This window comes from Erwinia sp. INIA01 (genome assembly GCF_025947915.1).
Lineage (GTDB): Bacteria > Pseudomonadota > Gammaproteobacteria > Enterobacterales > Enterobacteriaceae > Erwinia > Erwinia coffeiphila.
Genome location: NZ_JAPDNC010000002.1, coordinates 576,664 through 588,322, shown reverse-complemented (window position 1 = coordinate 588,322; position 11,659 = coordinate 576,664). Strand labels below are relative to the sequence as shown.

Genomic DNA, 11,659 nt, shown 5'->3' with positions numbered 1-11,659 from the left:
CCCTGTCTCTCTTATTGTACTGCAACGTCCCTGACTTCTGTTTTTCCGCCGAAGTCATTGATATAGCTAAAGGAAATACCTTTACTCAGGCTGACACCTGCCGGTAATTTAAACGACAGGCGGCCGCCGGGTTTCACCATATTCGCCTCAACGTTAACCGTTTTTCCGGCGCGATTTTTCAGCTTCAGAACACCGAAGGTAATATGTAGCGGCCCGTCGTTAATCACCTGCAAACCTGAATCGGTTTGCTGCCAGCGTAATTTTTTCACCTGTTTTTCGAGCGAAGTATTCAGAGAATCCGGGCGGTAAAAAAGTTTGATTCGGGTACGTACCGCAATCTGCAGAACATTATCCCGTTTGGGACTGGGTGGAATTTCCTGAACGTTAATCCACAGCAGCGTTTCTTTATCCTGAGGTAAACCTGCTCCAGAATAGATAAAACGTAGGATGGCCGTCTTCCCCGCGTCCATTTTTAGAATCGGTGGCACAACCACGATAGGCAGGTTTTTCGGCACCTGGCTTTTATCTCCCGTGTCCAGCCAGGTTTGCACCATATAAGCTTCAGAAGCATCGTTCTGGATGGGTAATGAAGCCGATTTATCAGCACCTTTGTAAATCACGCGGGTTGCATCAACCTGGATACCGGCGTAGCTGTTGAAAGCGCCCAGCATCAGCAGAGCAACGAAGAACTGTTTCATCGCTTTCCTTGCGTTTATTCATGGGCCATCCCTGGCCCGGGTTGTCCTGAAAAGGAGTTACTTATATTCGATGGTGAATGAGCTGGTTGCGTTAGCCAGTCCGGGTGTTACAACGCCAAATGAACGGTAGCGCGCTTGAAAATTAAATACCGCGGTGGTCTGTCCAACAGGAACATTCACTGTTGCTACGCTATCGCTAATGTTAGAACCGTCTGCGATAGGCAATAAATTACCATTGTTGTCGGTGATCTCAATACCAATCCCCGTTGCGGCTGAGGTACCCTCACTGCCTTCTGCACTGACGGACAGCAGTTCAAAGTGACCGGGAACGGTATTACCGTCAAAGCGCATGGTGTAATCGCCCGGATCGCAATCTTTAATCGAAACCTGGAAACCTTTAGAGGCGGATTTATCGCCAATATTCTTAAATGCCGATGTTGGGTAGGTCCCTAAATACACTTCTTTATTTTGAGTATCGGCGGTAACTTCACAAGCAGAACGCTTGATTTCTCCGGTGAATTTAACAGTGCCGTGAGAAGCCATCGCATTGTAAGTGGTTGCAGACAACACCATAGCCATCAAAGGCAGTAATACTTTTTTCATGTACAGCTCCATAGAACAATAAAATATCGATTCAGTAACGGTAATTTTTCCCGCACCGAGCATACACTCAGCGATAGCACTCCTTGCCTTAAAGGGGTATTGCTTCGATGAACTTATTGCCGGGCGCAATATAGATCAAATGGTCAACAGAAGTTAAATCGTTTAAATCGAGCATATTGTTAATCATGATAGAGGAAAGCAATCAACGGATGTAGTTAAACGCCAGATTCAGAATGATATTTGGAATATTAAACCAACCACAACAAACCGAAAAACAAACCCCTTACTTATTACTAAAACCGAAATAAAAGACCAGTAAAGTTAACCTGTTACCAATCGTAATAATCAGCTTGATGATTCCTGAAAATCAGATCCCATCCATTTTTTTAAACACTCTGTTGCGATGTAAAAACCGGTCAATCACGACTAAATATCAGAATAAAAACCATTGAAACAATAATAAGAAAACAAACGACATCAACCCGGAAAAATTACAGCTTTTAAAAAAACCAAACAACGTGAGAAACGAGACTGAAAAATCACAATAAAAACGTTCAAACAGAACCAGTAAAACCCCATTCATACCAGCTCAACAGCAACATACCTCAGAACAAAACATAACAATCACATGTAAAACAAAAGCGAAAAAAATCATAAAAAGCATCAATCGGTGCTAATTAAATTAAAGACAAAAAACACTGCGAAGTTGTTAAATATCTCATTCTTTTAAAGTGGTCCGGAGCGTTAAGGTGCATTGTGGAGAGAGATTCTCGCTCCCATTTATCGCCCAGGACGCAGCATAAATACCACGGTTCCGCGATACCAGCGTGAGGCGGAAAGCTCACGCTCATAGCGCGGCTCCCATTCGCCGTGCTGAACCAGCCCGACACGAAACGGAATATGTAACTTTTGCAGCGCGGGCAAATAGCTGGCATAGCCCTGCACACTGTGCCGCCCCTGATAGGTCTGCACCACCAGCTCATCCACCGGCAGGCGGTTCAGCGTGGCGATGTCCCCGGTACTGGCCCAGTCAAGCAGCCCGGTCACACCCAGGGCATACTCTCGCGGCAGCTTTTGCCGCAGCGCGGTCAGGAACTGCGCGTAATCATCCAGCTTTCGGGTCGCCGAATCGAAGTCGATTTGCAGGCCGACAACGTGATTACCGCTCTGGCTCCAGCGCGCCATCAAGCCAATGATTCTTGCCGAGATATCGTCCGGCATCTCCAGCGTGGTTAAGCGCACAGTTAGCCAGATGCGGGGGAAGCTAAGCCTGCTGACCGGCAGGCCCACGCGTTCAAAGACCGGCCTGCCGCGATACAGATTCACTTCTCCCTGATGCAGATAGACCACCTCTGCCTCACGCATTTCTGCCGAGCTGCCGACTCCGGACCACAGCCAGAAAGCACGATGGTCGGCGGCACGGACGCGATAGCTATCGGCGGATGAAACGGCGGCACCCGGTGAGCTGGCACGGGTGCTGCCAGCAATGGCTTCGCTCGCGCTGGAACTGACACTGCCAAAGGCCACCAGACTGCACAGCATCATTACCAGTAGTATTTGAGCCGCTGCGCCCATGGTCCGCCCCGATAGTCCGCTTTCAGACGGTTAAACCAGGCTTTACGCGCCGCCGGTTCAGCATCCTGCCCGCCGCAGTCATTGTAGCCCGACGGCGCATAGCACATCACCGCACGGTAAAGCGCAAAGCTTTTATCTTCCGGCTCGGCACGCGGATTCTGGATCACCTGCGTATAGTACGCCTGACGATTGGGTGCGCCGCCACTGCCCTCACCCACTGCGGCTCCCAACGCCAGCGTCCCATCCTGTTCCGGCCAGCTGTCCACCTTCGCCTGCGTGGTGCGGAAAAACTCGCCGAGGCAGTTCAGCGCGTGGGGGTCGTCGGAACGGGCGTTCAGCGTGCTGACCGTCTGCTCCAGCGAGGCACAGCGATAGCCCGGTTCGGCTTTTTCGCCCGTCCAGTTAAATACCGTCAGATCGACGTCGGAAAAACTGTTGTCCACCAGCGGCTGGGTGATATGGCTGCCCAGCGCCTTATCCTGTAGCCAGTCGCCGTAGCGCCCGGCAATCAGGTCTTTTACCAGCAGGGTGTGCAGTGCGATGGTCTTCTCTTCGCTGCTGCTCCCCTCTTTTACCTGCTGACGCAGCAGGTCGGGGGTCGCCAGCTTCTTCAATACCAGCGAGCGGTAGCGCAGGTTGGTCACCGGGCTGTCGGCGGCAAAGATTTGTCCGGTCTGCCCGCTGTTGACCAGCGTCGCCGCCAGCATCGCCTGTAGCATCTGCTGCTGCTCTTTATCTTTGGCTATCGTGAGCAGATGCAGCCAGTGCTGGCGCGCGGCATCCCAGTTTTTCTGATCCATCAGCACGTCGCCGTACAGCACCTGCTGACTGAAGGCCAGAATGTCATGCTCGGGCAGGGATTCCACCGGTTTAATGGCGTCGAGCACCGTGGCGTAATCCTGCTTCTGCTCTGCCAGCAGCAGCGTCAGGTACTGCCACAGCGGCAGCTGCTGGCCCCTGTCGAAAATCGGTTTGATCTGCTCAAGATACGCCCGATCCACACAGGGTGCTTTGCCGTCGCATTCCGTGCTGCGCATCAGGCGTAGCGTCTGGGTAAAGGTCAGCAGCGGGGCTTCCGGCGCATTGAGGAAATACGCCTCGTTGCGGGTCAGATCCTTACTGAGCAGCTTATCGTCAACCTCGGCTATCAATGCAATGAGCGATTCCACGCTGCCCGCCTGCTTCAGCGCCTGCTCGGATTCCTGCGCCAGCGAATCCCAACCCTCAAGATACCAGTTAATGCGGCGCAGCATGCCGCGTGCCGATTCGGCATACAGGCCATCCGGCCATTTTTGCAGATAGGCCTGCGCCTGATTAAGCGCCTCCGTGGCGGCGGCTTTATCAATGTTTTTCACATCAAAATCACCGTACATGCCGCTGGCGTTAGCGCTACTGCGGTTCAATCCTGTACGCATCAGCATATAGGCGGCCGTTTCAGCCAGCCACGGCTGCTGACCTGCACTCAGCGCGGTGAAGGCGGTGGCCGCCGCCGCATAGTCACCGGCATAGAACTGGTTTGCCGCCAGCAGATAGTGCTGAAACTGCCCGGCCACGGTGTTTTCCGGGTAGTTCAACGCCGCAATAGCAGCCTGCGCTTCAGCGCTGCCGTTGACCTTGAGCCGCGCCAGAGCCAGCGACTGCCGCTGTTCCGGGGTCAGCGAGGTTTCCGCCAGCAGCGCGCGGTAAAACTGTTCGACGGATTCGAGCGTGTTGGACACGTGGCGATCTTCCAGGCCATCGTTCTGCTGGCGGAAGCCGTCCAGCAGGGCATCATCTACGCCTATCTGCCTCGCCTGCATCGCCAGCGGCAGCTCGGCGACCGAGGCATCCTGCGCCGCCTCATCCTGCATATGGTCGTACCATTCCGACAAATGCGGTGCAAAATAGTAGTTACGACTGTGAACAACATCGATGGATTCCGGCAGTACCGGCAGCGGGAAGGCCTTTTTCTCACCCAGCAGCCGCAGCAGGTTATCGCGGGTATCGTTACCAATATCGAGCACCGGCGGGCTGCTTATCAGGCACCCTTTAGCACTCCAGGGGCAGCTCCCCATATCCGACGAAGCCTGCGCCCACTGGCTGAACAACCCCACGCTGCCTGCTGCCAGCATCCATCCCAACACGTTGTTATGTTTCACTATCGGCTCCTTTCCTGCGAAATCGCGCATTATCATCCTGAAGAGTAGTACCTATTTAAGCAGGAAACTCACCGGCCTTAATCGTCCAGGCGCTGTGGTGGTGCTCCATGCCGATTTTCGGGTAGTAGCCTTCTGCCAGCGGTGCCGCTATCAGTATCAGGCGACAGGCGGCATCAAGCTGGCGGCAGGTTTCCGCAATCAGCGCCTTGCCGATGCCGCCCTTCTGGACCTTTTCGGACACGGCGAGGTCGGACAGGTAGCAGCAGAAGGTGAAATCCGTCACCGAACGGGCAACGCCAACCAGCGCCTCACCCTGCCACGCGGTTACCGTCAGGTTGGCATGCTTCAGCATCTTCGCAATGCGATCGTCATCCGCCAGCGGCCTTCTTGCGCCTAACGAGGTTTCACTCAGCAGATCGATAAACTGCTGCGAAGTGATCGGATAATTCACCCGATAAACAATATCTGCGTCGTTTTCCATAGCCCGGTCATCCCCTGTTCGATTACACATATCTTTGTGAAACATCACCTTATGCCAGTTATTTCTGCTTAGCAACGTCGCTCAGATTAGCACTTGCCGGTGACACACGCATGAAGCTGCACCGCTTTCGCTGCCAGCGAGATCTGCATCACATAATTCAGTGGGTTAGCTTCAGAGCGAAACCGCTCAGCCCCTCAAGCAACCGCTCACTGCTGCATATGACCGCTTAACCACTCTTTCCACCGCTCAGGGGGAAAAATTGCCACCATATACCCAGCATGATTTTGTGCCCTTCGATAAAAACTCAGAGGCTCAGCCGGGATGCTGAGATCGTTTTCATCAATTATAAAAACCAGGTTTCCTATGAATAAAAACTCATTATTCAAACATATCCCCTGGATGATTCTTGGAATCATCGGGGCATGTTGTCTGGCCGTCGTCGCCCTGCGGCGCGGCGAGCATATCAGTGCACTGTGGATCGTCGTCGCTTCCGTGTCGGTCTATCTTGTCGCCTACCGCTACTACAGCCTGTATATCGCCCAGAAGGTGATGAAGCTCGATCCAACGCGATCGACGCCGGCGGTGATTAATAACGATGGTCTGAACTATGTACCGACCAACCGCAATGTGCTGTTTGGTCACCACTTTGCGGCCATTGCCGGTGCCGGTCCGCTGGTCGGTCCGGTGCTCGCCGCGCAAATGGGCTATCTGCCCGGCGTGCTGTGGCTGCTGGCGGGTGTGGTGCTGGCCGGTGCGGTGCAGGACTTTATGGTGCTGTTTATCTCTTCCCGCCGTAACGGCGCTTCGCTCGGCGAGATGATCAAAGAAGAGATGGGCCCGGTCCCCGGCACCATTGCGCTGTTCGGCTGCTTCCTGATTATGATTATCATCCTCGCCGTGCTGGCGCTGATCGTCGTTAAGGCGCTGGCGGAAAGTCCGTGGGGCGTATTTACCGTCTGCTCGACGGTGCCGATCGCGCTGTTTATGGGCATCTACATGCGCTACCTGCGGCCCGGCCGCGTGGGTGAAGTGTCGGTGATCGGTATCGTGCTGCTGGTCGCCTCTATTTACTACGGCGGCGTGATTGCGCACGACCCGTACTGGGGCCCGGCGCTGACCTTTAAAGACACCACCATTACCTTCACGCTGATCGGTTACGCGTTCGTTTCCGCCCTGCTGCCGGTATGGCTGATTCTGGCACCGCGCGACTATCTGGCTACCTTCCTGAAAATCGGGGTGATCGTCGGCCTGGCTATCGGCATCGTGATCCTCAATCCTGAGCTGAAAATGCCGGCCATCACCCAGTATATCGATGGTACGGGTCCGCTGTGGAAAGGTGCGCTGTTCCCGTTCCTGTTTATTACCATCGCCTGCGGCGCGGTGTCCGGCTTCCATGCGCTGATCGCCTCCGGCACCACGCCGAAGCTGCTGGCCTGTGAAACCGACGCACGCTTTATCGGCTACGGTGCCATGCTGATGGAGTCCTTCGTGGCGGTAATGGCGCTGGTAGCGGCGTCGATTATCGAACCGGGTCTCTATTTTGCGATGAACACCCCGCCGGCCGGTCTGGGCATCACCATGCCTAACCTGCACGAGCTGGGCGGTGAAAACGCGCCGATGATCATGGCACAGCTGAGAGAAGCGACCGCGCACGCGGCGGCAACCGTCAGCTCCTGGGGCTTCGTGATTACCCCGGATCAGATCCTGCAAACGGCAAAAGATATCGGTGAGCCTTCGGTACTGAACCGTGCCGGTGGTGCACCAACGCTGGCCGTGGGTATCGCCCACGTCTTCCACAAGATTGTGCCGGTGGCCGATATGGGCTTCTGGTATCACTTCGGTATTCTGTTTGAGGCGCTGTTTATTCTGACCGCGCTGGATGCCGGTACGCGTTCAGGCCGCTTTATGCTGCAGGACCTGCTGGGTAACTTCGTGCCGTTCCTGAAGAAAACCGACTCGCTGGTGGCAGGAGTTGTAGGCACAGCAGGCTGCGTGGGCCTGTGGGGCTACCTGCTGTATCAGGGCGTGGTTGATCCGCTGGGCGGCGTGAAGAGCCTGTGGCCGCTGTTCGGTATCTCTAACCAGATGCTGGCCGCCGTGGCGCTGATTCTGGCGACCGTGGTGCTGGTGAAAATGAAGCGCACCAAATACATCTGGGTGACCGTGCTGCCAGCCGTCTGGCTGCTGATCTGCACCACCTGGGCGCTGGGCCTGAAACTGTTCAGCAACAACCCACAGATGGAAGGCTTCTTCTATATGGCCGGGCAGTATAAAGAGCGTATCCAGGCAGGCGGTGCCGAGCTGACCCAGCAGCAGATCAACAATATGCATCATATTGTGATCAACAACTACACTAACGCCGGACTGAGTATCCTGTTCCTGATTGTGGTGTACAGTATTATCTTCTACGGCATTAAAGCGTGGATGAAGGCGCGCCAGACAGATCAGCGCACCGACAAAGAAACGCCTTATGTCCCGGTGCCGAAAGAAGGGGTGAAAGTCTCTTCCGGCCACTGATAATCTCTGAATCTCAGCCCCGCGATGCGGGGCTGTCTCCTGCCTGACGGCGGGGGATCACCAAAGGAGCGGCGTATGTTTGATAACTTAGGCGCGGCAAAAAAATACCTCGGTCAGGCGGCAAGAATGCTGGTAGGCATCCCCGATTACGATACCTACGTCCTGCATATGCAGACCAATCATCCGGACAAACCGGTGATGACCTATAAGGAATTTTTCCGCGAACGCCAGCAGGCCCGCTACGGCGGCGACGGCAAAGGCGGAATGCGCTGCTGTTAACAGGAACGATTATGACCCCGATTGCAGTCACCGTTTTAACCGGTTTCCTCGGCGCAGGTAAAACCACCCTGCTGCGCCATATCCTGCATGAACAGCAGGACTACAAAATCGCCGTCATTGAAAATGAGTTCGGCGAAGTCTCGGTAGATACCCAGCTGATTGGCGATCGCGCCAGTCAGATTACCACCCTGACCAACGGCTGTATCTGCTGCACCCGCTCTAACGAGCTGGAAGATGCGCTGCTGGATCTGCTCGGTGGTCTGGACAACGGCAGCCTGAGCTTTGACCGGCTGGTGATTGAATGCACCGGCATGGCGGACCCCGGCCCGATCCTGCAAACCTTCTTCTCCCACGAAATTATCTGCGAGCGCTATCTGCTGGACGGAGTGATTACCCTGGTGGATGCGGTGCATGCCGACCAGCAGTTAAACCAGTTCAGCCTGGCGCAGTCACAGATCGGCTACGCGGATCGCATTCTGCTGAGTAAAACCGACGTCTCCGGCGATAACACCGCGCTGACCGAACGCCTTCAGCGCATCAACGCCCGCGCGCCGATCTATCCGGTGATCCACGGCCAGATCGACCTCGCCCTGCTGTTTGATACCCGCGGCTTTATGCTGGAGGAGCAGGTGGTGGTGGCGAAACCCCGCTTCCAGCGCATTCACGAGGCGCAGAACGCCATCTCATCGATCGTGGTGGAGTTTGACTACCCGGTGGTGCTGGGTGATGTGTCGGCGGTAATGGAAAACCTGCTGGGCAGCTTTGCCGAAAGCCTGCTGCGCTATAAGGGGATGCTGTGGATCGCCGACCAGCCGTGCCGCCTGCTGTTCCAGGGCGTGCAGCGACTCTACAGCGCCGACTGGGATCGCCCATGGGAAGCGGACGAGCAGCCGCACAGCACGCTGGTGTTTATTGGTGTGAACCTGCCGGAAGCGGAGATCCGAAGCGCCTTTGACGGACTGAGGATGGACCAGCCTGCCGCACAGTAGCTACTTCATCCTGTTCAGTTAGCGACGGCGAACCGACATGGTTTAGCCGTCGCGCAACGGCAGCGCATCCCACCACATCCTTGCCGTTACCCGCCCGCGATCGCTGCCTCATCGCCGGGCAAGCGCCTCACTTTTCCCGGCCAGCCCACACCACCATCACCCGGTCATCGCCCTTTTCGCGCACAAAGCCGTAGCCCTGCGGCAGCGTCAGCGCGGTCTGCTTCCCGGCACCCAGCGCCGGATGGCGGGCGCGAAACTGCCCGATCCGCTGCCAGTGCAGCAGGCTGGCCGCTGCGCTGCCGTTGAGATCCTGCCAGTTCATATCCGATCGTGTGCCCTGTAGCGGGTCCGATCCGGTCGGGCCAAACGGACGTGCGGATTCATCACCGTAAAAGATCTGTACGGCACCGGGTGCCAGCAGCAGCAGCTCTGCCGACGTTGAGCCACCTTCGCGGAACAGGCGAGTATCGTGCGAAGACAGATAGCTGAGGACGTTGAAATCCTGGAGTTTTTCCGCCATCTGCTGCCAGACACCGTCCATATTCGCCAGACAATTCGCCGCGCTGGCGGCCTGATCCTGGTAATCAAAATTGATCATCGCATCGAAGCCGTGCTGGTAGTAGGCGCTTTGCATCACGCCGTGCCCCCAGGATTCACCGGTCATCCAGAACGGCGCATCATCGATTTTTTTCTGCGGATTGGCCTGCTTCCACGCCGCCAGCGCCTCGCTGGCCTGCGTTTTTAGCTGCTGCCAGGCTTCCAGCTCAACGTGTTTGGCGGTATCCACGCGGAAACCGTCGATGCCGTAGTCGCGCACCCACTGGCTCAGCCAGTGAGTCAGGTAATCGCGCGGCGTGGCTCCGGCGATTTCCCGCGCGGCGGTATCGGGCTTATGGCGATAAAACAGCGGCAGTCCGGAAGGTTCGGTGGATTCGGTTTTCAGATCCGGTAAAAAGGCCAGCGACATGGTCAGATCGTCAAAACCGGGGTTGTCGTAATCGCCAATATCGGTACGTATCCACTTTTTTCCCCACCAGTTTTGCCAGGCGGTTTTGTCGCTGAAGTTGATGTAGTCGTTAAAGCTGTGCCAGTTCTGCCCGGCGGCGGGCTGCCAGTCGGTCCAGCGTTCACCAAGGATCTTGCCGCGCTCGGGCTCGTTCAGATAGAGCGCGCCGAACTGATAAGTTTGCATATCCGCCAGCGTCGCGTAGCCCGCGTGATTCATCACCACGTCAAACAGCACGCGGATGCCGCGCCGGTGTGCCTCATCCACCAGCGTACGCAGGTCGTTTTCATCGCCCATGTTGGCATCCAGCCGCGTCCAGTCCTGGGTGTAATAGCCGTGGTAGGCATAGTGCGGGAAATCGCCTTTCGTGCCGCCGCCCACCCAGCCGTGGATCTGCTCCAGCGGCGAGCTGATCCACAGCGCGTTAACGCCCAGCTGCTGCAAATAATCGAGTTTGCCGGCCAGGCCTTTCAGATCGCCGCCGTGAAAGGTGCCGATCTCCTGCATGCCGTCTTTATGCCGCCCGTAGCTGTGGTCGTTGGACGGGTCGCCATTGGCAAAACGGTCGGTCAGCACGAAATAGACCGTGGCGTTGTGCCACTGAAACGCTGCTGCCTGATGGGTTTTCTCTGCTTCAAGCAGCAGGAGTCCGTTACTTTCCGCCGCTGGCTGCAGGGTAATTTTTCCGTCGCGGACGGTGGCGGTTTGCAGGCTGTAAAAGTCCCGCACCACGCTGCCTTCAGCAAAGGTTTGCCCGACGGGGATAGTCAGCGGTTTCCCACTGCTCACCGGGCACTGGCGAGCCACGACGGCAGGCGCATCGCTCGCGCCCTTCACACTCAGCAGCAGCGTGGGCGTACCGGAGCGGGTATCCAGCTGCACCTGATAATCACCGTCGCGGAAAATTCGCCACTGCGGCGCGCTGCCGCTACAGGGTTTCAGCGACAGCATCTGGTTAAGCCTGATGTCGCCCGATGGCTGCCAGCACTGCTCCCCCTGCTTCAGAGTTATCGACTGAGCGCCTTTTTTCAGTGGGGCATGGCTGCGCCAGACGCCGGTACCGTCGTCGGTCAAAGGCGGGAAATTAGAAGCGGTCCAGTTAGCGCAGGCAATACCGGGCAGTAAGAGCAGAAGTAACGCTGAGTGTTTCATTAAAGAGCCCCGTCATGGCGATTTTCCCCAGTGTGCCGCTGAAGTCAAACGGGTGAATCATCCCCTTTAAAAATCCGCAGGGAGGAGAGGCGGGGATGAGATAACAGACCGTTTTCGCGACATTCTTCAGGGCGAAAAACACTATTTGCATCAAAATTTGATCGATTTTCATACGATTTATCGTGACATGATTTCGGAATTGGACTATTTCTGTACGTGCC

At 56.0% G+C, this 11,659-nt stretch carries 10 protein-coding genes; 3 read left to right on the top strand and 7 right to left on the bottom strand.

What is annotated here, in order from left to right; all coding sequences use genetic code 11:
• Positions 1-11: 11 nt before the first annotated feature.
• The 5 genes from OMR58_RS04555 to OMR58_RS04535 all read right to left on the bottom strand — a co-directional run bounded on the left by OMR58_RS04555 (position 12) and on the right by OMR58_RS04535 (position 5,495).
• Positions 12-698: a fimbrial biogenesis chaperone gene (locus OMR58_RS04555; RefSeq protein ID WP_264545347.1), complete on the bottom strand. Its 687-nt coding sequence runs from the start codon at positions 696-698 to the stop codon at positions 12-14.
• Positions 699-755: 57 nt separating this feature from the next.
• Positions 756-1,301: a fimbrial protein gene (locus OMR58_RS04550; RefSeq protein ID WP_264545346.1), complete on the bottom strand. Its 546-nt coding sequence runs from the start codon at positions 1,299-1,301 to the stop codon at positions 756-758.
• Positions 1,302-2,081: 780 nt separating this feature from the next.
• Positions 2,082-2,876, bottom strand: coding sequence for a DUF3142 domain-containing protein (locus OMR58_RS04545; protein ID WP_264545345.1), 795 nt, complete (start codon positions 2,874-2,876; stop codon positions 2,082-2,084).
• Complete coding sequence (locus OMR58_RS04540) at positions 2,846-5,014, bottom strand: hypothetical protein (RefSeq protein WP_347710563.1); 2,169 nt, start codon at positions 5,012-5,014, stop codon at positions 2,846-2,848. The genes OMR58_RS04545 and OMR58_RS04540 overlap by 31 nt, the downstream gene beginning before the upstream one ends.
• A 55-nt stretch (positions 5,015-5,069) precedes the next feature.
• Positions 5,070-5,495 carry a GNAT family N-acetyltransferase gene (locus tag OMR58_RS04535; protein WP_200560133.1) on the bottom strand — a complete coding sequence of 142 codons (426 nt, stop codon included), beginning with the start codon at positions 5,493-5,495 and terminating at the stop codon, positions 5,070-5,072.
• 363 nt (positions 5,496-5,858) lie between these two features.
• On the opposite strand from OMR58_RS04535, the gene OMR58_RS04530 reads away from it, so the two are divergent.
• From OMR58_RS04530 to yjiA, 3 genes are all read left to right on the top strand, one after another.
• On the top strand, positions 5,859-8,012 hold the full coding sequence (locus tag OMR58_RS04530; RefSeq protein ID WP_200560134.1) for a carbon starvation CstA family protein: 2,154 nt from the start codon (positions 5,859-5,861) through the stop codon (positions 8,010-8,012).
• A gap of 75 nt (positions 8,013-8,087) precedes the next feature.
• A complete protein-coding gene (locus OMR58_RS04525) occupies positions 8,088-8,291 on the top strand; it encodes a YbdD/YjiX family protein (RefSeq protein ID WP_105592421.1) in 204 nt (67 codons plus the stop codon).
• A gap of 11 nt (positions 8,292-8,302) precedes the next feature.
• Complete coding sequence (gene yjiA, locus OMR58_RS04520; protein ID WP_264545344.1) at positions 8,303-9,280, top strand: GTPase; 978 nt, start codon at positions 8,303-8,305, stop codon at positions 9,278-9,280.
• Positions 9,281-9,407: 127 nt separating this feature from the next.
• Here the strand turns inward: yjiA and OMR58_RS04515 are convergent, their stop codons facing one another.
• Together OMR58_RS04515 and OMR58_RS04510 are read right to left on the bottom strand one after the other, a co-directional pair.
• Positions 9,408-11,438 (bottom strand): alpha-amylase, encoded by a 2,031-nt coding sequence (locus OMR58_RS04515; RefSeq protein ID WP_264545343.1) that lies wholly within the window; start codon positions 11,436-11,438, stop codon positions 9,408-9,410.
• A complete protein-coding gene (locus OMR58_RS04510) occupies positions 11,386-11,610 on the bottom strand; it encodes a hypothetical protein (RefSeq protein WP_264545342.1) in 225 nt (74 codons plus the stop codon). The genes OMR58_RS04515 and OMR58_RS04510 overlap by 53 nt, the downstream gene beginning before the upstream one ends.
• Between the last annotated feature and the right edge of the window lie 49 nt (positions 11,611-11,659).

Bases quoted from the DNA above. Each gene is read 5' to 3' on its own strand.
- OMR58_RS04555 (WP_264545347.1), bottom strand. From the start codon at position 698: ATGAAACAGTTCTTCGTTGCTCTGCTGATGCTGGGCGCTTTCAACAGC.
- OMR58_RS04550 (WP_264545346.1), bottom strand. From the start codon at position 1,301: ATGAAAAAAGTATTACTGCCTTTGATGGCTATGGTGTTGTCTGCAACC.
- OMR58_RS04545 (WP_264545345.1), bottom strand. From the start codon at position 2,876: ATGGGCGCAGCGGCTCAAATACTACTGGTAATGATGCTGTGCAGTCTG.
- OMR58_RS04535 (WP_200560133.1), bottom strand. From the start codon at position 5,495: ATGGAAAACGACGCAGATATTGTTTATCGGGTGAATTATCCGATCACT.
- OMR58_RS04530 (WP_200560134.1), top strand. From the start codon at position 5,859: ATGAATAAAAACTCATTATTCAAACATATCCCCTGGATGATTCTTGGA.
- OMR58_RS04525 (WP_105592421.1), top strand. From the start codon at position 8,088: ATGTTTGATAACTTAGGCGCGGCAAAAAAATACCTCGGTCAGGCGGCA.
- yjiA (WP_264545344.1), top strand. From the start codon at position 8,303: ATGACCCCGATTGCAGTCACCGTTTTAACCGGTTTCCTCGGCGCAGGT.
- OMR58_RS04515 (WP_264545343.1), bottom strand. From the start codon at position 11,438: ATGAAACACTCAGCGTTACTTCTGCTCTTACTGCCCGGTATTGCCTGC.
- OMR58_RS04510 (WP_264545342.1), bottom strand. From the start codon at position 11,610: ATGAAAATCGATCAAATTTTGATGCAAATAGTGTTTTTCGCCCTGAAG.